The following is a 21,154-nucleotide window of genomic DNA, read 5'->3' on the forward strand; positions in this document are numbered from 1 at the left end:
CGCCGATCGTGCCCGCGCCCGCCGTGGCGCCTGCGCCCGCCGTTGTGCTTGCGCCGGCTGAGGCGCCCGCGCCTGTTGTCATGCTCGCGGCGCCTGCGGTCCCGGCGGTGCCCGGCACGCCCGCGGCCCCGTCCGCGTCCGACGCTCCCGCAGCACCGGTTCCGGAGGCCCCCGCCGCGCCCGCGGTGTCCGCGCCGAGCACGGCCGCCAACATGCCGTTGACCGACGGCCCGGTGTCGGCCGGTCCGGCAGCGCCGCTGCCCTGCGCCGCAGCCGAGCCTGCCGTCCCACCCGCGCCCGGTCCGCCACCGGCATCCCCGCCGGTGGCTCCCTGCCCGGCGCCGATGCCCGCACCTGCGGCCGCGCCGGCCTGAGCGGCGCCCGGCCCACCTTGCGACCCGGCCGCCGGCATCCCCGAAGCAGCCCCGGCGCCGGCCGTACCCGGCGCAGCGCCGGCAGCGCCCGGGACAGCTCCGTTGCCCGTGGTGCCCGGGACGGCCCCGTTTCCAGTCGTGCCCGGAACGGATCCGGCAGCGCCCGCGACGGATCCAGCTCCGGGCGCGCCCGGGACCGATCCGACGCCCGGCGCGCCCGTTGCGACCTGACCGACCGCCCCGCTCACACCTGCGGCGCTTGTCCCGGCGACGAGCGCACCGGTGGCTCCGAGCGCCGCGGTGGTGCCGAGCGTCCCGGCCAGCCCGGCGACACCGGGGCTCCCGAGGGTGCCCGCATCGGCGGGCGCACCAGAGGTTCCCGGCCCGCCCGGCGGGATGATCCCGGCCGCGACACCCGGAGCGGCGGTCCCGCCCGGTCCGGCACCGACGGGACCGCGTGGGCCATCGGCCGCGCTTCCGGCTCCGGCGTCCTCGACTCCACCCGTCGCTCCGGCGACGCCTGCGGCAGCCGCGGTCGCGGCCGCACCGCCGCCGGCCACGGATGCCCCCCGAGCGCCACCCGCTCCGGCTCCGGCGGCTGTGAGGCTCGACGCTCCATTGTGGACACCGGCACCGCTCGCGCCACCCGGACCGCCGGCGGCTGTGGGGCTCGACGCTCCACTGTGGACACCCGCACCGCTGACGCCACCGGGGGCGCCGATGCCGTTGGCGGGTCCCATGGCGGTGCCGCCGGCGTTCGTGGCACCGCTCGTGCCCGCGGCACCCACGCCGTTGGCCCCGACGGTGCCACCGGCGCCTGCACCAGCCGCGCTGCCGGTACCACCTGCACCGCCGGCACCACGCGCGCCGGCTCCGCCGCTTGTGCCGGCCACGCTGCCCGTGCCGGCCGTGCTCCCGGTGTACGCCGTGCCGCCGGTGCCCGTGCCGCCCAGGCCTGCGCCGCGCGCGCCGTTGGTGTCCGCGCCTGCGCCCACGCCGGTCGTGCCCGCGCCTGCGCCGCCTGCGCCTGCGCTCGTGCCGCCCGTGCCTGCGCCGCCCGCGCCGGTCGTGCCTGTGCCTGCGCCGCCTGTGCCCGCGCCGGTCGTGCCCGCGCCGGTCGTGCCTGCGCCGCCCGCGGCGGTTGTGCCCGCGGCGGCGGGGCCCGCGCCGGTCGCACCGGCGCCCGGTGCCTGTCCGGGGCGCGCGCCGGTGTCTCCGTCCACGGTCGGGACCGGGACCGCGGGCACGCCCGAGGGGACGTTCACGACGGTGCGAGCGGGCTCGCCGGACGCTGCGGATCCGTCGTCGCCCGACACGCGGCCGGTCGTCGGGCCGTCTCCGGCTGCCCGCGCGGCACCGGCGGCGTTCGTCGCGGCCGTCGGGTCCGCGGCGTCGTTCGTCGGCGTGGTGCCGGCCGGACCCCGCAGGCCGGCGGCGGCTGCCACGTCGGCGGCGGCCGGGCCGCCCTGGAGTGCCCCACCGGGAGCCTGTCCGGGACGCGCGCCGGTGTCGCCGTCGGCGGTGGGCACCGGGACCGCCGGAACGCCGGCCGGCGCGTTCACCGCCACGCGGTCCGCGGCCGCGGCGGCACGGGCGTCGGCCGCTGCGTCGGCGGCGCGGGCGGACTCCCTGTAGCGCTTCGCGGCAGCGTCCCGCGCGTCCGCGGCAGCGTCCCGCGCGTCGGCGGCGCGGGCGGATTCGCGGTGGCGTTCTGCGGCGGCTGCGGCGTTGCGGGCGCTCGCGGAGCGGGCGTTCATGCTGTCGGCGAGGGCGGCTCCGGTGCGTGCGGACCGGTCGAGGAGGTCCCGCTCGACCCGCGTTCGCAGCGAACTGTCCACGGCGGGCTGATAGGCGCTCAACGACGGGCCGATGCTGGTGACCGAGGCGGCCGCCGAACCGTCGCCGGGCGGCTGGTACTCAAGCCGGTCCTGGTGCGCGTAGCGGGTCGACGGCTCCCACCGCGCCGGCGCGGCGATGAACGTCGTCTGCTCCCGCGGCTTACGCGGCGGTGGGCGCAACGCGTGCGTTCCGGTGTGCGGCGGGTCCTCGTGGCGTTGCTGCTGACGGTCCCGGCCCAGGTTCGACAGCACGGCGTCGAACCGCGCATCCGACGCGGGATCGCGATGGTAGCTGCCGGAGCGGTCGTAGGATCCGTTGCTGCCCAGCAGCCTGTCGATCGGCAGTATCACGACGTCAGTCCTTCCAGTGCGGCGAGGGCCGCCTTCACCTTGGGCACGTAGGCCCGGGTCTCCGCGTACGGCGGGATGCCCCCGTACTTGCGCACGGCGCCGCTGCCGGCGTTGTACGCCGCGAGGGCGAGGTCGAGGTCGCCCCCGAACTCCCGGATGTTGCTGCGCAGCAGCCGCGCGGCCCCGTCGACGGCCTGCGCCGGGTCGAACGGGTCGGCGACGCCCAGCGACTTCGCGGTCGCCGGCATGATCTGCATGAGCCCGCGCGCACCGGCGGAACTCACCACGCGCGGGTCGTAGTCCGACTCGACCTTGGCGACGGCGGCGAGCAGCCGCGGCGAGATCCCGTGCCGCACACCGGCGGCGTTGAACAACTCGGCGTACGGCACCCCCGCGACGCCGCCCGCGGGTCGCATGTTCGCGGGGAGGACGCCCGGATATCCGGGAGTGTCCACAGTGGACGGCAGAACCCGGCGGATGGCCGTCGGCGTCCCGTTCACCTTCTGGATGCGCACCTTCTCGCCCGGCCGGGGCGCGGCGATCATCATGCCGTCGCCGACGTACATGCCGATGTGGTCGACCGGGGAGTGAAACGCCAGCAGGTCCCCGGGCTTCGCCTGCGCCATGCTCGGGACGGCGGTGCCGACGCGGGCCTGGTCGGCGGCGATGCGCGGCAGCTTCACCCCGATGTCGGCGAACGCCCGCTGCATCAGCCCCGAGCAGTCGAGTCCCTTGGCGGGGTCGGTGCCGCCCCACACGTAGGGCACGCCGAGATACTGCTTGGCGGCCGCCACCGCATCGGTCGCCGTGACGTTCCGCGCGCCGGTGGCGCCCTGCGCCGAACTGAGCGCGGCGGCGAAGTCCCCGCCGGAGGCGGCGACCCGGTGGTATCCGAGCTGGTCGCGCAGTTGCGAGACGCGCGCCAGTACGTCGGTCACTGCCACGTGTGCTCCTCTTCCGATGACCGGTGTCGGGAGGTGACGAGGTCGTCGACCTCCATCGCCTCGGCGTGCTCCGCCGCCCTGCGCCGGGCGAGCGCGTGCCGTTCCGCCAGCTTCTCCATGGCCTTGCGCTGCGCGGCGGCGGCCGCCAGTTCGACCGTGCTCGTCTCGACGACCCGCGCGGCGTCGGCGGCCGCGGTGACGGAGGCGCTGAGGACGGCCGCCATCGCCTGGCGCGCGGAGAGGGCGGCGGCGAGGGCCTGCGCGGTGTCCGGGTTGACGGCGCAGGCGGCGTCGAGGGTGGCGGCCTGCTGGTGCACGAGGCCCTCGGCGGCCTCGGCGTCGGCGCGCGCCTTGGCGGCGGCGGCCTTGGCGACGCTCTCCTGCGCCTGCCGGGCGCGCAGCACGCCCGCGAGCCGGAATCTCGCCATCAGACGTCTCCTTCGGACAGCAGCGTGGCCAGGGCCATCCAGGCGTCGTAGGCGCTGCTCTGGTCGGTCATGTCCTGGCGCAGGAACGCGTCGATGCGCGGTTGCAGCGCGCGCCCGCGGTCGGCGTCGGGGTTGGTGCCGGGGACGTAGGCGCCGATCTCGACGAGTTCGCGGATCTCCCGGCCGGCGGCCATGATGCGCCGCAGTTCGTTGGCGGCGGCGCGCTGCGCGGGCGTGGTCACCGCGCCGGCCACCCGCGAGATCGATTCGAGCACGTCGATGCTGGGGAAGTGCCCGGTGGTAGCGAGCCGCCGGTCCAGGACGATGTGTCCGTCGAGGATCGACCTGGCCGCGTCGGCGATGGGTTCGTTGTGGTCGTCGCCTTCCACGAGAACGGTGTAGAGCCCCGTGATGCTGCCGACCGGCCCCGGCCCGGCGCGTTCCAGCAGCCGCGGCAGCATCGCGAAGGTCGACGGCGGGTAGCCGCGCGTGGCGGGCGGTTCTCCCGCGGAGAGCCCCACCTCGCGTTGCGCCATGGCGGCGCGGGTCAGGCTGTCCATCAGCAGCAGCACGTCCTTGCCCGCGTCGCGGAACCACTCGGCGATGCGCGTGGCGACGAAGCAGGCCCGCAACCGGACCAGCGGCGGCTGGTCGGACGTGGCGATGACGACGATGGCGCGGGACAGGCCCTCCTCGCCGAGGTCGTGTTCGAGGAACTCGCGCACCTCGCGCCCGCGTTCGCCGACGAGGCAGACGACGGTCAGTTCGGCCTCGGTGCCGCGGGTGATCATCGACATGAGGCTGGACTTGCCGACCCCGGAACCGGCGAAGATCCCCATGCGTTGCCCGCGCCCGCACGGCACCAGGGTGTCCAGGGCCCGGACGCCGAGCGGCAGCGACTCGTTGACGAGCTTGCGGTGCAGGGCGTTCGGGGGAACGGCGTCCACGGTGACGGCGGCGCAGTCCAGCGGCAGCGGCCTGCCGTCCATCGGCCGGCCCAACCCGTCGAGCACCCGCCCGCGCAACCCGAACCCGACGGGGATCTGCAGCGGCCCGCCCGTGGTGGTGACGACGGCGCCCGCGGAGATTCCCTCGGTCGGCCCGAGCGGCAGGCAGGTGAGCTTGCCGTGGTCGATGGCGACGACCTCGGCCGGCACCCGCCCGTTCACGATCAGCAGGTCGCCCACCGCCCCGTCGATGCCGGTGACGGCGACGGAGAGGCCGACGACGGAGGTGACCCGCCCGCTGACGAGCGGCCGGGCGGCCGCGATCGCCGGTTCCATCATCTCGGTGATCGTCAGCATCACGTCGCCTCCTCCGTACCGAGCAGGACCGCGCGGGCGCGGGCGACGGAGTCCTGGATCCGGGACTCGATCGTGGTGGCGTCGCACTCGACGACGGCGTCGCCGGGTCCGAGCGTCGGGTCGGCGACGATCACCAGGTCGCGCCCCTCCGTGGAGAACGTCCCGGGCAGCGTGCCGGCGTCGGACGGGCTCATCCGCACGATCGCGGCCCGCCCGGGCGGGGCGAACGCGAGCGCGCGCCCCAGGGCGTCCCGGCCGGGGTCGGTGGCGCTGGCCAGTTCCCGACCGATGATCGTCTCGGCGAGGGTGAACGCCGCCCGGACGAGATCGGCCTGCATGCCCTCGATGCTCGGCACGGCCCGCTGCTCGAAGCGTTCGACGGCGGCCATGACGGCACCGAGGACCCGCGCGACGACCTCCTCCTGCGCGGCGAGCGCGGCGCGGGCCTCCGTGTCGAACCGGGCACGCGCCTCGCGGGCGCCCTCCTCGGCGGCCCGGCGCCCCTCGGCCCAGCCGGCCGCGTAGCCCGCCGCCTGCGCCTCCCGGCGCAGCTTCTCGGCCAGTTCGCCGGGCAGTTGCGGCCCCAGTGCCAGCGGCACGTCGAAGCGCGCGGCCTGCACGGTTCCGGCGTCGGCGGCCCGGACCACCCCGGGTTCAGGCGACCATCTGGTCATCGTCACCCCGTGTGATCATGATCTGGCCGGACTCCTCCAGGGCCCGGATCGCCTGAACGATCTTGGCCTGGGCGTCCTCGACGGTCTTCAGGCGCTGCGGCCCGAGCAGTTCGATCTCCTCGGCGAGGTTCTCGGCGGCCCGCTCGGACATGTTCTTGAGAACCTTCATCCGCACGTCCTCCTTGACGCCCTTGAGCGCCACGGACAGGTCGCCGGTCTCCACCTGGCGCAGCACCAGCTGCACGGCCCGGTCGTCGAGCGTCGTGATGTCCTCGAAGACGAACATCTGCGCGCGCACCTCTTCGGCCAGCTCCGGGTTCCGCTCGGTGAGCCCCTCGAGGATCATGCGCTCGGTCGCCCGGTCGGAACGGTTGATGATGTCGACCAGCGGCTGCAGGCCACCGACGCTGGACAGGTCGCTGGGCTGCAGCACGGACGACAGCTTCCGTTCCAACGTCGTCTCCACCTGGCGCACGATGTCCGGCGAGGTGCGGTCCATCACGGCGATCCGGTTGGCGACGTCGGCCTGGAGGTCGCCGGTGAGGCCGGACAGGATCTGCGACGCCTGGCTGGCGTGCAGGTGCGCGAGCACGAGGGCGACCGTCTGCGGGTGCTCGTCCTGGAGGAACGACAGCACCTGCCGCGGGTCGGCGCGCTGCAGGAAGTTGAACGGCAGGTCGCGGAACGTCGCCGACAGCCGGCCCGCGATCTCGTCGGCCCGTTCGTCGCCCAGAGAGGCGCGCAGCAGTTCGCGGGCCACGTCCATACCGCCGCTGGCGGCGTGCCGCTGCGCGGTCAGCATCGTGTGGAACTCGTCCAGCACCCCGTCGGCGAGGTCGTGATCGATCATGCCGAGCCGCACGACCTCGGCGGTCAGCTCCTCCACCTCGGTCTCGCGCATCGTGGCGAGCACCTTCGCGGCGTTCTCCTTGCCCATCTGGATCAACATGACCGCGGCCTTGCGAACGCCGCTCACATCCTCGGTGGTCACCGGTCAGCTCCTCCGGTCCGCGAGCCATCCGCGCAGCAGCGCGGCCACCTCCTCCGGCTGTTGCTCGACCATCGACGAGATGTCGCGCTGCCGTTCGGCACGCAGCCGTTCGTCGTCGGACGGCCCGCCCGGCCCGGCCTCCAGTTCGCCCGCGGCACCGCTGCCGCCGCCGAGCGCCTGCGCACCGCCGCCGGCGCTGAGCGCGGCCTGTTCGGCCTCGAAGCGGGCGATCTCCGCCTGCAGCGCCTTCTCCAGCCGCTTGGTGCGCCGGCGGCTGCTGATCCAGGCGAACAGCAGCAGCAGGAGCACGCCGCCGATCGCCGCGCCGGTCTTGATCTGCTGCATGAGGGCGCTCGTCGCGTCGGCCTTCTCCGCTTCCTGCAGCTCCTTGGCCGCGTTCGCCGCCGCCGTCTTGTCGAACTGCATCGCCGAGACCGCGATCGTGTCGCCGCGCTGCGGGTCGAGGCCCAACGCGGCGGAGACGATCTGCTGCAGCTGCGCCTCGTTTGCGCCCTTGATCGCGTCGGAGTTCAGCACCACGGCGACCGAGAGCTTGCGCACCGAACCGGGGGCCGACCGGCGGGTCTCCCGCACGACGCCGACCGCGTTGTTGCGGGTCTCCGTGGTCTTGTCGTAGTTGCCGACCCCCGAACCCTGCTCGCCGGGCGGCGCCTGCACGTTGTCCGGCCCGAGCACGCCGGTGGCGCCGCCGTTGCTGTTGCCGATGTAGCGCTCCGTCTCGGTCTGCTCCGACAGCGGCGGGGTGTTCGGGTCGGCCACGTACTTCTCGGTCTTCGTCTCGGTGTTGTCGTAGTCGAGATCGGCCGTCACGTGCGCCTTCGCGTTGCCCGGCCCGACCACGGTGTCCAGCAGCTGCGTCAGCGAGGTGCCCAGGCGGGTCTCGTAGTCCGTCGTGGCGCGGGTGCGCTGGTCGCCGGCCGCGCTGCTGCCGCCACCCGCCTGCGCCGAGTCGCCGGAGGAGAGCACCTGGCCGTCGGCGCCGACGACGGTCACGTTCGCCGGTTCGAGGCCCTCGATGCTGGAGGCGACGAGGTGCACCACCGCCTGCACCTGATCGCCGGTGAGCGGCTTGTTCTTGTTGGTCGCCACGAGCACCGAGGCCGTCGGCGGCTTCTGTTCGTCCGCGAAGACGTTCTCCTGGGGGATGGCGAGGTGCACGGTGGCGGTTCGGACGTCGTCCATCGACTTGATCGTCTTGGCCAGTTCGCCCTCCATCGCGCGCCGGTAGCCGACCTGCTGCATGAACTCGGACGTCATCACGTTCTGCTTGTCCAGCAACGAGTAGCCGTTGTCGGTGTCGGCCGGCAGTCCCTGGCCGCTCATCGTCAGCCGCAGGTCGTAGACCTGTTCCTTCGGCACCAGGATCGTGTTGCCGCCGTCGGCCAGCTGGTACGGAACGCCCTCCGCGTTGAGCTGTTCGACGATCGCCGCCGCGTCGGAGGCCGCGAGGCTGGAGTACAGCGGCGCGTACGTCGGCGCCTGCACCCACACCGAGAAGAAGTAGCCGCCGACGGCCAGCGCGACGACCGCCACGATGGTGACGGCCTTCTGCCCCGCGGAGAACGAGCCGAACGTGCTCGCGATCCGCTTGAGCGCTGCGGTGACCCGGTCACGCATCAGGCCTGCATCCTCATGATCTCGTTGAAGGCGTCGACGGCCTTGTTACGGATCGCCACGGTCAGCTGGGTGGTGAGCGAGGCCTCGGTGGCGGCCACCATGTACTCGTGAACGTCCTCCAGCGTGCCGGTCGCCGCCTGCACGGCGAGGTCGTCGGCCCGGTCCTGCACGCCCTGCACCCGGGCGATGCTGTTGCCGAGCACGTCGGCGAAGTTCACGCCGCCGGCCATGGTGGTGCTGTCGTCGCCGGCCGGGGGAGCCACCACGGACGGGACGGAGATCGGCAGCACCGGGGAGATGGGGGTGATGGTCATGGTCAGGACCTCCCGAGCTGGAGAGCGGCGTTGTAGGCGTCACGGGCGCGGTCGACGACGGAGAGGTTCGCCTGGTAGCCGCGTTGCGCCATGATCAGGCTGGTCATCTGCTCGCCGAGGTCGATGTCGGGATAGCGCACGTTGCCGTCGGCGTCGGCGAGCGGGTTGTCCGGCTCGTGCACCACCCGGCCCTGCGTGTTGCCCGAACGCAGCGCGGCGGCCACCTCGACCCCACCGGTGCCGCTGCCGTAGTTGACGGCGCGCGCCTGGATGTAGTGCGCCTGGAAGGCCGCGCTACGGGTGTCGGTGGCGTTGTTCATGTTCGCGATGTTGTCGCTGACCGCGTCGAGCCACTTGCGGTAGACGGTGGCCCCGGTGCTCGCGATGCCGATGGCGCCGAAGATGGGCATTACGCCGTCCTCAGCGCGCTGGTGATGAGGCCCGCCTTGTGGTCCACCGCGCGCAGCATCAACTGGTAGCGCAGGTTCGTGTCGATGTGGCTCAGCGTCTCGTGGTCGAGGTTGACGTTGTTGCCGTCCATGCGGGTCGGCTCCAGCGAACGGGCCATCGACGGCGCGGCGGCCTCGGGGTGCCCGTTCTCGTAGGCCTCCCGCAGCGTGTCCTCGAACGACACCCGTCCCGCGAGGAACTGCGGCGTCTCGATGTTCGCGATGTTGTCGGCCACGACACGTTGGCGCATCGCCAGCCCGTGCAACGCGGACTTGATGGTGACCGACGTGATGTCGTCCAGCACGGTGGGCTCCTTCGCGGGAAAGGAGTGGCCGATCCGTGGCCGGAGGGGAGCAATCCGTGCTCGACCGTCACATCGGACGCGGGTGCCTCGACCTGAGGTCCCGTTCGGTTGCCGGACGGTTGCAGCTTGAGCTGCCGTTGACCGGTTCTTGAGGCGGCGTGCGGAGCTATGCGGCGTGGTCGATGTATCCGGGCCGGGGCGCGCCGGGGTCGCCGGACTCCACCCGCGCCGCGAACGCCGCGTGGCGCCGGTTGTGTCCCAGGGCCACCGCGACGTCGTGGGTCGCCGCCTGCTGGCGGGCCAGGAGTTCCTCGGCGCGCGCCTTGAGCTCGGGCGGAAGCGGGCCGAGCCCGGCGGGCGGCGTCCAGGGTTCCTGCTCGTCGTCCTCCTGCGCGCCGCGGGCGAGACGTTCGATCCGGGCGACGTCCGCCTCCATCGCGTCCAGGGCCGCCCTCCAGGCCGCGTGCCATTCGACGTTCATCCGGGTGAACGCCTTAAGCGGCCGGCTCGGCCGAGATCAATGACGCCTGGCGCCACGCGTCGAGCAGCGGCTCCACGAGTTTGCGGCAGGAGACGACCTTCTCGACATCGGCCCGGATGTTTGCCGAGATCATCTCCCCGAGCAGGAACCCGTAGATGCGGGCCAGGTCGGTGGCGCCCTCCCAGAGGTCCAGCCGCAATGAGGTACGCAGCTCGATCACGATCTCCTGGGCGTGCTTGAGTCGGTCGTCCGCGGTCTCCCGGTCGCCCGCACCGAGCGCGGTCTCGGCCTGGGACAGGTCGACGACCAGCCGTTCGTAGAGCATGACCAGCAGCCGGGCGGGTGAGGCCGTCGCGATGGAGTCGTTGAGGTACCGCGCACGCATAGCCGGGGATGTCATGGAGCCGTCCTATTCGAGGATTAACCGAGTGCGGAGAGCTGGCCGGCGAGCCAGGAGGACTGCGACTTCATCTTGCTGAGCGCGACCTCCAGGTTGGAGAACTGCTTCTTCAGCGCGTTCTGGCGCAGTTCCAGCCGGTTGTCCCAGTTGGTGATCTCGGTGTTGAGCCGGGTGATGGTCGACTCGCCGTTCTTCAGCACCTGGGTGAGGCTGCCCACGGTGGAGTTGGTGACGCCGTCGGCGACCGAGGCGAGGTTCTTGGCCAGCCCTTCCTGGACCATCTTCGCCGTCCCCGCGGGGTCCGCGTTGAGGGCGGTCATGAACTTGTCCTTGTCGAACGACAGCCGGCCGGCCTTGTCGACCTGCACGCCGATCGAGGCGAAGCTCGTGTACTCGTTGACGCCGTTGATCTCGGTGACCTGGCCGCCGGCGACCGAGCCGAGGATCGACGAGGCGGTCTGGCGCACCAGCGAGTTGCCCTTGAGCTGCGAACTGGCGACCTTCGGGTCGGCCTTGAGCGCGATCTCGGCCAGCGCGCCGTTCGCGGCGTCGATCATGGCGGAGACCTTGCCGGCGATGCCCTCGTTGTCCTTGGCCACCGTGACGGTGACCTCGGCGGCCGGCTTCGTGACCGTGAGCGTGACGCCGGCCATGAGGCCGGTGAAGCTGTTGGAGGCGCTCTTGACGGTGTAGGCGCCGGGGGTGCCGCCGCCGACGACGATGCTGGCGTCGTCGCCCTGCGCGGCGATGTTGGCCGTACCGGTCAGCCCGGTCACCGTGAACGAGTTCGCCGTGCCGGTCTTGGTGGAGGTGAGCTGCAGGATGATGCCGCTGCCGGTGTCGACCGCCGCGGCCTTCACGTTGATGCCCTTGGCGTTGATCGCCTCGGCGATGCCCTGCGGCGTGTTCTTCGTCGGGTCGACGGTGATGTTGACCGGGGCGCCGCCGCCGATGCTGATGTTGATGCCGGCGACCGGGTCGACCACGGCCGGCGCGCTCGCGTTCGCGTACGCGGCCGTCATGACGTGCGCCTTGGCCAGCGTCTTCACCTCGAAGGTGAGCGAACCGGTGGCGGCGCTCGCGGTGGCCGTGGCGCTGACGGCGTCGGAGGTGGACGAGGCCTTGGTCAGATCGAGACCGGTGGCCTTGGTGAGGGCGTCGGCCGCCGTGAAGATGGCCTTGACCTTGGTGTTCACCGACTGCAGCGCGGTGTTGACCGCCTTCTGCGTGGTGATCTTCTGTTCGATCTTGGTTTTGGGCGCGGACTCGACCGCCATCAGCTGACTGATGAGGTCGGACGTGCTCAAACCGCTGACCAGGCCGTCGACGCTCGTCGTGGCGCCCATCGCTACCCCCTACGCCCTGCTGCTCTGCCCGCCAACTGCACTGCCCACCAACTGCCTGAAGCGGCACACGGCCGCCCGGACGGGCCGGGCGGCCGTGCACCACCGTTCGTCGTTCCTAGGTCGGCGCCGGACCGCTATGGATTAGCGGAGCAGCGAAAGAACCGACTGCGGAGCCTGGTTCGCCTGAGAGAGCATCGAGGTGCCCGCCTGCGACAGGATCTGTGCGCGGGTGAAGGACACCATCTCCTGCGCCATGTCGGTGTCACGGATGCGCGACTCCGACGCGGACAGGTTCTCCGCGGCGACGTTCAGGCTGTTGATGGTGTGCTCAAAGCGGTTCTGCAGAGCACCCAGGTTCGCCCGCGAGGTCGACACCGACTTGATGGCGGTGTCGATCGCCGTGATCGCCGACTGAGCACCGGCCTTGGTGGTCAGCGAGATGGCGTTCACGCCCAGCTGCGTCGAGGAGAAGCCCGAGGTACCGGCGCCGGCCGCGACAGCGGACGACGCGGCGTTGATACCGGTGCCGGAGATCGCGATGGTGCCGGTCTGGTTCGGGTCCTTCGCCTGAACCTCGAGGCCACCCGTGTCGGTGACACGGGCCGTGAAGACGGCCTTGAAGCTGGCGTCGGCGTTCAGCTGGGTGGCGATGTTGTTGGCGTCGGTCGACGCCGACAGCGCGGCGGTCGTCACAGCCACGCCACCCAGGGTGAACGTGGCGGTGTTCGCGGTGGCAGCGGCAACACCGTTGTTCCAGGTGCTGGTCGCCGCCGACGCGCCCGAGGACACGATGTCAACCTGAATCGTGTCGTTGGCCGCGTAGCCGACCTGGATGTCCTTGGTCTTGAAGTTACCGTCGAGCAGCTTGACGTTGTTGAAGGTCGTCTTGTCGGCGATCCGGTCCAGCTCCGACTTCAGCGCGGACGCCTCGGCGTTGATGGCGGTACGCGACGTGGAGTCGTTGGAGTCGTTCGCCGACTGAACGGCCAGGTCGCGCATGCGCTGGAGGATGGAGTGCGACTCGGAGAGCGCGCCTTCAGCGGTCTGCACGACACTGATGCCGTCCTGCGCGTTACGAACGGCGACCTTGAGGCCACCGGTCTGCGAGCGCAGGCCTTCGGAGATGGCGAGGCCGGCCGCGTCGTCGGCCGCCCGGTTGATCCGGAAACCCGAGGAAAGCTTCTCGAGCTGCTTCGACATCTGCCCATCCGTCACCGACAGGTTCCGGTAGGCGTTCATCGCGGCGATGTTCTGGTTGATCCTGAGGCCCATTTGTGTTCCTTCTTCCTTGATGGGGTCTCGTACACCAGGCCATCCGTGGCCCGGTCGATTAGCACATCGGTCGCGTGGCCGTGGGCATGAGAAAACTTCGGAGACTTTTCGGCGGCGTTGAGTCGCCCGCCGGGGAGGAACCTGCCCGGGGAATGCCGCGAGCCCCGCCCCTGCCGCGGGAGGACGGCAGAAGCGGGGCTCGCGAGGGAAACGTGGTCAGGCGCTCTTTGCGAGGGGCATGCCCTGGAGGTCGGTCAGGGCGAGGCGGCTGCGCAGGTCGCCACGGGCGGCGATCTGGGCGTAGTACGCCTCGCGCCGGCGGGCCACACAGCCGCCCGGTCGGTCCGGCGACTCCACGAGCTCCGGGTCGAGGTAGGTGTTCAGGCCGTCCTTCAGCAGCACCAGCGCCTCGGCGCGCAGCTGCGACACGCGCGACTCGGTCACGCCGAGTTCGGCTGCGATGTCGGTCATCTGCCGTTCCGCGAAGAAATAACCCTCGATCACCTGGCGCAGCCGGTCGGGCAGCGCCTCGATCGCGTGGTGCAGGTAGCCGACCTTCTCGCGGTGCACGAGCACGTCCTCCGGGCCGGCGGCCCGCTCCGGCACCAGGTCCTCGGCGGTCCCGGCGGCGAACCCCTGCAGCGACAGCACGACGGCCCGCTGCACGTCCTCGCCGACGGCCTTGATCTCGCTGACCGCCACCCCGAGCGACTCCGCCAGCTCCGCTTCCGTCGGAGTGCGTCCCAGGGTGGCGGTCAACTGCTGAGTGGCCGTGTCCAGCCGGCGCGCCCGGCTGCGCACCGAACGGCTGGCCCAGTCCAGCCCGCGCAGCTCGTCGAGCAGGGCCCCGCGGATGCGGGCGGTGGCGAACCCGCCGAACGGCGTGCCCCGCTCCGGGTCGAACGACTGCGCGGCGGTGGCCAGCGCGGCCATGCCGGCCGACACCAGATCCTCGCGGCTGACGTGTGCCGGAAGGCGGCTCAGCATCTCGCGCACGAGGTGGCCGACGAGCGGGAGGTGGCTGCGGACCAGTTCCTCGACGTTCTTGGCGTCCTGCGTGGTGGCTACTGAAGTGCTCACGACGACCTCTTCGCTGGCGATGTTCGACTCGGCGGGCCGGTTCGGGGTCGTGCCCCGCTGTCGGCCGATTACGAGACTCGGTCGCCACGGGTACTGAGGCGGGTCACGCACAGTTGCAGTCGGGTTGCCATGACCCACTCGGTGGCGCTGAAAGCCTCAAGTTCCGTGGGCCCGGCGTCGATCTGTCGGGCGAGGCACACGTTCGGGACGTGTCACTGGAGGAAGGGGCAGCGGTGGGCCTGTCAGACCTGTCGAGCATCCTGTGGCGCGAACGGGAAATGCTCGAACTGCTCCTGTTCAAGCTGGAGGAGGAGCAGCTCATCCTGGCGAGCGGGCGGGGGCGCTGGTTGGCGCACGCCACGCGCGAAGTGGAGATGGTGCTGGACCAGATCCGGCACACCGAAGTGGTGCGTGCCGCCGAGGTCGAGGTGATCGGCGCCCAACTGGGGCTCGGCACCGCGGCGAGCCTCGGCCAACTCGCGGAAGCGGCCCCATCCCCGTGGGCCGAGTTGCTGCGTGAGCACCGCAAGGCGTTCCTGGCCCTGGCGGCCGAGGTGACCGCGATGGCGGAGGCCAACCGTGACCTGCTCACGGCCGGCCAGCGCGCCGTGCGGGAGACGATGCTCGCGGTGGTCGGCTCGGTGGAGACCTACGGTCGGCGCGGCGAGACGGTCGCCGCCGCTCCACGCACCCGGATCCTCGACGAGGCGGTCTAGATCGCATGAGTGGACGCTTGCGGAAGCGAATCATGAAGCAGGGCGCACTTGTGTCTCAGGGCGCCGGTGAGCGGAGCGAGGCGGCGGCATGAGCACGTTCAACGGTTTGTCGACCGCCCTTACCTCGCTCTACGCCAACCGGCGGGGCATGGAGGTCACCGCCCACAACATCGCCAACGTCAACACGCCGGGCTACACCCGCCAGCGGGCCAACCTGCAGGCGATCGCCGGGCCGGCCATCCCGGGTCTGACCTCGCAGGCCTCGCCGGTCGGCGACGGCGTGATGGTCGAGAGCGTGCAGCGGCTGCGCGACATCTTCCTGGAGAGCCGCGGCCGGATCGAGCACGCGGCGGCGGAGTACCTGGGCACCCAGCAGATTCAGTTGGGCCGGATCGAGCAGGCGTTCGCGGAGCCGAGCGACGAGGCGCTGCAGGCGCAGCTGGACGAGATGTGGGCGTCGTTCAGCGACCTGTCGCTGCGACCCAACAGCACCGCGGCGCGTTCGTCCGTGGTGTCCCGTGCGACCATCGTCGCCGACACGATCCGGGGCAACGGCGACCAGCTCTCCACCCAGTGGGACACGGCCCTGACCGAGCTGAACGCCATGATCCTCGACGTCAACTCGACCACCGCGGCGGTGGCGCAGCTCAACGAGGGCATCATGGCGGCCACGGCGGTCGGCCAGCAGCCGAACGACCTGATGGACCAGCGCGACGCGCTGGTGATGAAGCTGGCGGAGCTGACCGGCGCCAGGGGCGTGCCGCGCGACAACGGCGTGACCGACGTGCTGCTCAACGGCTCCGTGCTGGTGTCGGGCAACCACTCCCGCACGATCTCGCCGGCGACCGGGGCCGCGAACCTCAACGACGTCAAGGCGGGCGGCGCCGTGGCGCTGCAGTTCAACGAGCCGCCCGCGAACCCGTCCGCGTCGCCGGACTCCGGCAAGCTCGCCGGGATGCTGGAGACGCTCAACCGCACGATCCGCACCTACTCCGACGGCCTGGACCGGGTCGCCAACGAGCTGATCACCAGCGTGAACGCGCAGCACGCGCTCGGCCGCGACGCGGACGGCGACATGGGCGGCGCCTTCTTCAGCGGCACCAACGCCAGCGACATCGGCGTGGCCGTCGTCGACCCGGACGACATCGCCGCCGCCGACGCCGCCTCCGCGTCCGGCCCCCTGGACGGCGCGAACGCCCAGGAGATCGCGAAGCTGGCGAACAAGAAGGACGGCGCCAACGAGAAGTACCGGCAGTTGATCGTGGATCTCGGCGTCGCGGCGCAGACGGTCAACCGGCGGGTGGAGATCCAGGCCGGCGTCGTCACGCAGAGCGACGCGGAGCGCGAGGGTGACGCCGGCGTGAGTCTCGACGAGGAGATGACCAACATGGTCCAGTACGAACGGGCCTATCAGGCGGCCGCCCGCGTCATCAGCACGATCGACACGATGCTCGACACCTTGATCAACGGGATGGGGCGATAGGCCATGCGCGTCACACAGAACTCGATCGCGTCGTCCGTCCTCACGGCGTTGCAGAGCAACATCAACCGGCTGGGCGCGACGCAGCAGCACCTGTCCAGCGGCCGGCAGCTGATGAAGCCGTCGGACTCGCCGGCGGGCACGGTGTCGGCGCTGGAGATGCGTTCCCAGGTCGCGGCGAACAAGCAGTTCGCCCGCAACGTCGACGACGGCCTCGGCTGGCTCGGCGCGGCGGACGGCGCGCTGCAGTCCTCCTCGGACGAGATGGCCCGGGTGCGCCAGATCGCGCTGCAGGGTCTGACCGCCGGCGCGGTCGGCGACGCCACCAACCGGGAGGCGTTGGCCCTGGAGGTGGAGCAGATCCGGGACACGATCCTGGGCTTCGCCAACACCACGTACCTGGACCGGCCGGTCTTCGGCGGCACCGCCTCGGACACCTTCGCGTTCAAGCCGGACGGGACGCACAACGGCAGCACCGGTCAGGTGATCCGGCAGGTCAGCGCCGGCGCGAGCGTCCGGGTGGACGTCGACGGAACGAAGATCTTCGGCTCGGGCACCGGCGGCTTCTACGAGGTGCTCACCACCGTCGCGTCCAAGCTGCGCACCAACCCTAACGGTCTCCAGGCCGAACTGGCTCGGATCGACTCCGTGGCCACTACTATTCAGACTGGATTGTCAACGGTGGGTAGTCGTGCGGCTCAACTCGAAAAGATGCGGCAGGTCGCGGACGACGCGGTGCTCAACCTGATGGGCTCGCTCACCGAGGTGGAGAGCATCGACCTGCCCAAGACGATCACCGACCTGCAGTTGCAGCAGACCGCCTACCAGGCGGCGCTCGCGGCGGGGGCGCGCGTGGTGCAGTCGAGCCTCGTCGACTTCCTCCGCTGACCAGCGACGTTAGGAGCTTGTGATGAGCGGGACCGCAGCCCGGACCCTGGAGGCCGAGGCGGCTTTCGAGGTGCCGGTGATCGAGTTCGTGGCGCCGCTGGCCGGCTTTCCGGCCGAGCGCAAGTTCGTGCTGGTGCGGCTGGACGACGCGGGCGTGCTCTTCGCGCTCACCTCGGTCGACGATCCGGAGCTGCGTTTCCTGGTGGTGCCGCCGGCCCCGTTCTTCCCGGACTACACGCCGGAGATCGACGACGAGGCGTTGCGGGCGCTGGGCGTGCACGACGACAAGCACCTGCTCACGCTGCTGGTGGTGACGGCGGGGGAGACGGCGCACGCGTCGACGGCCAACCTCATGGCGCCGATCGTGCTGCACGAGGAGAGCCGCCGGGCGGTGCAGTTGGTGCTCTCGGGGAGTGGCTTGCCCGTACGAGCCTCGCTCATGAGCGGATAAGTCGGGTACTCTACGCATACCGTTCACTTCGGGCGGTATGTCGAAGGGGGAGCGCTCGTGCTCGTGCTGACCCGCCGCCCGGGAGAGAGCGTCATGATCGGCGACGACGTCGTCGTGACCGTCCTCGACGTGCGCGGCGATGTCGTCCGCGTCGGCATCAAGGCCCCGCGCAGCGTGCAGGTGCACCGCGAGGAGGTCTACCGGGAGCTGCAGAAGGTCAACCGGGAGGCCGCCTCGCCGACCGAAAACGCGGTCCAGGCGCTCAGTCGCATGCTGCGAGCTGGCAAGAAGGCCGACTGACAGGCGGAACGTCGGACAGCGAACGTTTGACCGGCGACAATTAGGGCGTGCAGGCCGCAGTCGCCACGGATCGGCCGGAGGCCGACGGTACGGCGTTCCAACCGCCGGCCGTAAGGGCGCTCACCGGACCCGGCCGGCTGCGCCGGCTCGCGCCGTTCGCGTTCGTCGCGGTGATCGGCCTGAGCGTCGCGCCGCTCCCGCCGGCCGTGCGGGCCGGGCCGTTCGCCGTCGCGGTGGCGCTGACCTGTCTGCTCGCCCTCGCCGTCCTGCTGTTCCCGTGGCACCGGTTCCCGCCCGCCTGGGAGGCCGTGCCGCCGATCGGGTTCTTCGCGGTGGTGGCGATCGTGCGTTCCGGGACCGTGCACGGGGGCCACGACGGCGCCGTCATGTCCGGTTACACGCCGCTCCTGCTGCTGCCGCTGGCGTGGCTGGCGCTGTACCACGGGCCGCGGCTGCTGCTGGTGGGCATCGTTCTGGGCGGGTTGACCGTGCTGCAGCCGGCGCTGACCCACGGCGTCGACCACCCGGGAGAACTCCGCCTCGCCCTGCTCTGGATCGTCGCCGGCGGGGTCGCGGCGTGGAGCACCGGCCGCCTCGTCCAGGACAACGGCCGCGCCGCCGAGCAGCTCGGCCGGGCCGCCGCCGAGGTGGCCGCCACCGCGGCGCAGCTGCGCGCCGAACGGGACTTCACCCGGGTCGTGCTCGACCGGGCCGGGTTCCTCGTGGTGGCCACCGACGCGCAGACCCGCGTGACGGTCTTCAACAACCGCTGTGCGGAGGTGACCGGCCTGCGGGCGGAGGAGGTGCTCGGGAAGCCGTTCGAGGAGGTGCTCGGCGACCACGTCGACGTGATCGACTGGCGCCGCGACCTGGTGGACCGCGGCCCGGACGCGCCCTCGGCGGAACTGGAGAGCAACTGGCGCGACGCCGCCGGCGAGCACCGGACGATCCTGTGGCGGGACATCGTCCTCACCGCCCCCGACGGCCGGGTGACCCACGCGATCTCCACCGGCATGGACGTCACCGAGCAGCGCCGCAGCGAACGCCTCATCGCCCACGTCCTCGCCGCCCCCGTCGACCAGGCGATCATCGCCACCGACCGGGACGGCATCGTGACCCTCTTCAACGCGGGCGCGGAACGCCTCCTCGGCCACCGCGCCGACGAGGTGGTCGGCCGGATCACGCCGATCCGCTGGCACCTGCCGGAGGAGTTGGCGACCCGAGAGGCGCCGCTCGGCGTGGCCGGTGCGGCGCCCGACAAGGAGCCGCAGGAGTGGACCTACGTGCGCGCCGACGGCAGCCACGTGCCGGTCGCGGTGAGCACCTCGGTCATCCGCGACGAGCGCGGCGCCGTCACCGGCTACCTCGGCGTGGCCCGCGACGTCACCCGGGAGCGGGCCGCCGCCGACGCGATGCGGGCGGCGCTCGAGCGCGAGATGGCCGCGACCGAGTCGCTGCGCGAGGTCGACCGGGTCAGGTCCGACCTCGTCGCCACCGTCTCCCACGAGCTGCGCACCCCGCTCACCAGCATTCTCGGGAACGTCGAACTGTTGGCCGACGGCGACGCCGGACCGCTGGCCGGCATGCAGGCCCGCCTGGTGGCGGCGATCGAGCGCAACTCCCGCCGGCTGCTGGTCCTCATCGAGGACCTGCTGATGCTGTCGCGCATCGAGTCCGGGGCGGTCAAAATCAACACCCGTCCGGTGCCGGTGCGCGCGATCATCGGCGGCGCGCTGGAGGCCGTCCAGGCGGTGCGCGCCGGCCGCGGCGTCGACCTCCAGGTCGAACTCCCGACCGAGCCCGTCGTCGTCCTCGGCGACCAGGCCCAGCTCGAACGGGTGCTGATCAACCTGGTCGACAACGGGCTCAAGTTCACGCCGGCCGGGGGCCAGGTGCGGGTCAGCGTCGACGACGACGGCGAGGGGTTCGCGCGGCTGGTGGTCGCCGACACGGGCATCGGCATCCCGCACGACGAGGTGGACCTGATCTTCGACCGCTTCTTCCGGTCGACCCGTTCGCAGGAGCGGGAGATGCAGGGGACCGGCCTTGGCCTGGCGATCACCAAGTCGATCGTCGAACGCCACGGCGGCCGCATCTGGGCCATGTCCCCGCCGGAGGGCCCGGGCACGGAGGTCACCTGCCTGATCCCCAGGGTCACCGACCCCTGATCCTTCAGCAACCCTGCTCCAGTTCCAGCGAGCGGTTGGGGTCGTAGTACTGCTTCTCGTCCCCGGGCTGCACCCCGCCGGTCACGTCGGCCGCCCGCCGCAGCCCCACCAACCCGTCCGAACGCCCGCAGTCGATCTCGCCGAACAGGTACGACCGGGCCTCGCTGACCCACAGCCCGCGATCCGCGGGGGCCACCCGGCCCGGGTCGTAGACCCGCCACTTCACCTCGTCGTGCGCCAGAAAGACGCCGGCGTCGTTCGCCCACGGGTAGACCCACACGTAGTTGGTGGTCAGTTCGATGTAGGGAACGCCGTGCTCGGTGGTGCCGCCCAGGTACGAGAACGTGCCACGCACGCGCGGCGGATACTGCGCGAGCGAGGAGCCGTCGGCGACCCGGGTCGCGAGGTTGGCCGCGCTCTTCGTGGCGAACCACGGTTCGATCTGCTCGCGTGCGCGTGGCGCCAGCAGGCCGAGGTAGGCGCTCGGGTCCCGCTGCACGATCATGCGCGGGTCGAGTCTGCCGGCCACCATCGCCCTGCGGACGGCCCCGATCGCGTCGGTGACCTGCTGGTCGCTGAACCCGGCGACGGCGACGAGGGGCGGATCGACGATGCCCCGTTCGCCCTCCGCGTAGGACTCCGCGGGCGTCCCCTCGAACGGCCGCTTCGCCCTGCCGGCCGGCGTCGTCGTGGCCTGCGCACCGGCCGGTGGGCTCTGGGTCGGGTAGGCGGCCGCGTCGGGCCGCCACTGTGTCAGGTCTCCCCGGGCGCCCCAACTGATTCCGACGGCCGCGCCGATGACGACGAGCACGATCAGGCGCCGCCCCCACCGCCGCCGACGGCGACCCGAACTGAGGGCGCGGGTCTCGCGGCGTTCGACGGAGCGGGCCCAGCCGTCGAGGCCGGCGAACGGGTCCGGGGGCTGGTTCACGGCCGGCATCGTAGCCAGGCGGGTGGCGCGG

The 21,154-nt window shown here is 71.9% G+C and carries 21 protein-coding genes and 1 pseudogene; 6 read left to right on the forward strand and 16 right to left on the reverse strand.

The annotated features are described in order from the left end of the window. The 15 genes and pseudogenes from Val02_RS38445 to Val02_RS38515 all read right to left on the reverse strand — a co-directional run. Positions 1-2,563 (reverse strand): annotated as a pseudogene (locus tag Val02_RS38445) (hypothetical protein); the annotation flags it as partial. Beyond that, positions 2,560-3,507, reverse strand: a complete 948-nt coding sequence (locus Val02_RS38450) for a transglycosylase SLT domain-containing protein (RefSeq protein WP_203904252.1) — start codon at positions 3,505-3,507, stop codon at positions 2,560-2,562. The gene Val02_RS38450 and the pseudogene Val02_RS38445, both read right to left, overlap by 4 nt. Then, on the reverse strand, positions 3,498-3,935 hold the full coding sequence (locus Val02_RS38455; RefSeq protein WP_203904253.1) for a hypothetical protein: 438 nt from the start codon (positions 3,933-3,935) through the stop codon (positions 3,498-3,500). Before Val02_RS38455 ends, Val02_RS38450 begins: the two co-directional genes overlap by 10 nt. Beyond that, complete coding sequence (locus Val02_RS38460) at positions 3,935-5,239, reverse strand: FliI/YscN family ATPase (RefSeq protein ID WP_203904332.1); 1,305 nt, start codon at positions 5,237-5,239, stop codon at positions 3,935-3,937. Before Val02_RS38460 ends, Val02_RS38455 begins: the two co-directional genes overlap by 1 nt. Then, positions 5,239-5,913: a FliH/SctL family protein gene (locus Val02_RS38465; RefSeq protein WP_203904254.1), complete on the reverse strand. Its 675-nt coding sequence runs from the start codon at positions 5,911-5,913 to the stop codon at positions 5,239-5,241. The genes Val02_RS38460 and Val02_RS38465 overlap by 1 nt, the downstream gene beginning before the upstream one ends. Next, positions 5,894-6,904 carry a flagellar motor switch protein FliG gene (gene fliG / locus Val02_RS38470; RefSeq protein ID WP_239153661.1) on the reverse strand — a complete coding sequence of 337 codons (1,011 nt, stop codon included), beginning with the start codon at positions 6,902-6,904 and terminating at the stop codon, positions 5,894-5,896. The genes Val02_RS38465 and fliG overlap by 20 nt, the downstream gene beginning before the upstream one ends. A gap of 3 nt (positions 6,905-6,907) precedes the next feature. After that, positions 6,908-8,542, reverse strand: coding sequence for a flagellar basal-body MS-ring/collar protein FliF (fliF, locus tag Val02_RS38475; RefSeq protein WP_203904255.1), 1,635 nt, complete (start codon positions 8,540-8,542; stop codon positions 6,908-6,910). Further along, the gene (gene fliE / locus Val02_RS38480; RefSeq protein ID WP_203904256.1) at positions 8,542-8,856 is read right to left on the reverse strand and encodes a flagellar hook-basal body complex protein FliE; all 315 of its coding nucleotides are present in this window, start codon (positions 8,854-8,856) and stop codon (positions 8,542-8,544) included. Before fliE ends, fliF begins: the two co-directional genes overlap by 1 nt. Before the next feature lie 2 nt (positions 8,857-8,858). Then, a complete protein-coding gene (locus Val02_RS38485; RefSeq protein ID WP_203904257.1) occupies positions 8,859-9,266 on the reverse strand; it encodes a flagellar basal body rod protein FlgC in 408 nt (135 codons plus the stop codon). After that, on the reverse strand, positions 9,266-9,610 hold the full coding sequence (locus tag Val02_RS38490; RefSeq protein ID WP_203904258.1) for a flagellar basal body rod protein FlgB: 345 nt from the start codon (positions 9,608-9,610) through the stop codon (positions 9,266-9,268). The genes Val02_RS38485 and Val02_RS38490 overlap by 1 nt, the downstream gene beginning before the upstream one ends. Before the next feature lie 166 nt (positions 9,611-9,776). Then, on the reverse strand, positions 9,777-10,091 hold the full coding sequence (locus Val02_RS38495; protein WP_203904259.1) for a hypothetical protein: 315 nt from the start codon (positions 10,089-10,091) through the stop codon (positions 9,777-9,779). 13 nt (positions 10,092-10,104) lie between these two features. Next, positions 10,105-10,491, reverse strand: coding sequence for a flagellar export chaperone FliS (gene fliS, locus Val02_RS38500; RefSeq protein WP_203904260.1), 387 nt, complete (start codon positions 10,489-10,491; stop codon positions 10,105-10,107). Positions 10,492-10,511: 20 nt separating this feature from the next. Then, positions 10,512-11,837, reverse strand: a complete 1,326-nt coding sequence (gene fliD, locus Val02_RS38505) for a flagellar filament capping protein FliD (protein WP_203904261.1) — start codon at positions 11,835-11,837, stop codon at positions 10,512-10,514. Positions 11,838-11,978: 141 nt separating this feature from the next. Beyond that, positions 11,979-13,109 carry a flagellin N-terminal helical domain-containing protein gene (locus Val02_RS48405; protein WP_203904262.1) on the reverse strand — a complete coding sequence of 377 codons (1,131 nt, stop codon included), beginning with the start codon at positions 13,107-13,109 and terminating at the stop codon, positions 11,979-11,981. Positions 13,110-13,325: 216 nt separating this feature from the next. After that, positions 13,326-14,189, reverse strand: a complete 864-nt coding sequence (locus Val02_RS38515) for a sigma-70 family RNA polymerase sigma factor (RefSeq protein ID WP_203904263.1) — start codon at positions 14,187-14,189, stop codon at positions 13,326-13,328. Between the two features lie 233 nt (positions 14,190-14,422). Here Val02_RS38515 and flgN point away from each other — a divergent pair, with 233 nt between their 5' ends. The 6 genes from flgN (at position 14,423) to Val02_RS38545 (ending at position 20,192) form a co-directional block, all read left to right on the forward strand. After that, positions 14,423-14,905 (forward strand): flagellar export chaperone FlgN, encoded by a 483-nt coding sequence (flgN, locus tag Val02_RS38520; RefSeq protein WP_203904264.1) that lies wholly within the window; start codon positions 14,423-14,425, stop codon positions 14,903-14,905. Positions 14,906-14,993: 88 nt separating this feature from the next. Beyond that, on the forward strand, positions 14,994-16,388 hold the full coding sequence (flgK, locus tag Val02_RS38525; RefSeq protein ID WP_203904265.1) for a flagellar hook-associated protein FlgK: 1,395 nt from the start codon (positions 14,994-14,996) through the stop codon (positions 16,386-16,388). Positions 16,389-16,391: 3 nt separating this feature from the next. Then, positions 16,392-17,273 (forward strand): flagellar hook-associated protein FlgL, encoded by an 882-nt coding sequence (gene flgL, locus Val02_RS38530; protein WP_203904266.1) that lies wholly within the window; start codon positions 16,392-16,394, stop codon positions 17,271-17,273. Positions 17,274-17,295: 22 nt separating this feature from the next. After that, positions 17,296-17,724: a flagellar assembly protein FliW gene (gene fliW, locus Val02_RS38535; protein ID WP_203904267.1), complete on the forward strand. Its 429-nt coding sequence runs from the start codon at positions 17,296-17,298 to the stop codon at positions 17,722-17,724. Between the two features lie 57 nt (positions 17,725-17,781). Beyond that, entirely contained in the window at positions 17,782-18,024 is a 243-nt protein-coding gene (csrA, locus tag Val02_RS48410) for a carbon storage regulator CsrA (RefSeq protein ID WP_203904268.1), read from the forward strand. 47 nt (positions 18,025-18,071) lie between these two features. Further along, complete coding sequence (locus Val02_RS38545) at positions 18,072-20,192, forward strand: PAS domain-containing sensor histidine kinase (RefSeq protein ID WP_203904269.1); 2,121 nt, start codon at positions 18,072-18,074, stop codon at positions 20,190-20,192. A 4-nt stretch (positions 20,193-20,196) separates the two neighbouring features. Here Val02_RS38545 and Val02_RS38550 read toward each other — a convergent pair whose 3' ends face one another. Next, entirely contained in the window at positions 20,197-21,123 is a 927-nt protein-coding gene (locus tag Val02_RS38550; RefSeq protein ID WP_203904270.1) for a hypothetical protein, read from the reverse strand. Between the last annotated feature and the right edge of the window lie 31 nt (positions 21,124-21,154).

The sequence above is a fragment of the Virgisporangium aliadipatigenens genome, assembly GCF_016863615.1.
Lineage (GTDB): Bacteria > Actinomycetota > Actinomycetes > Mycobacteriales > Micromonosporaceae > Virgisporangium > Virgisporangium aliadipatigenens.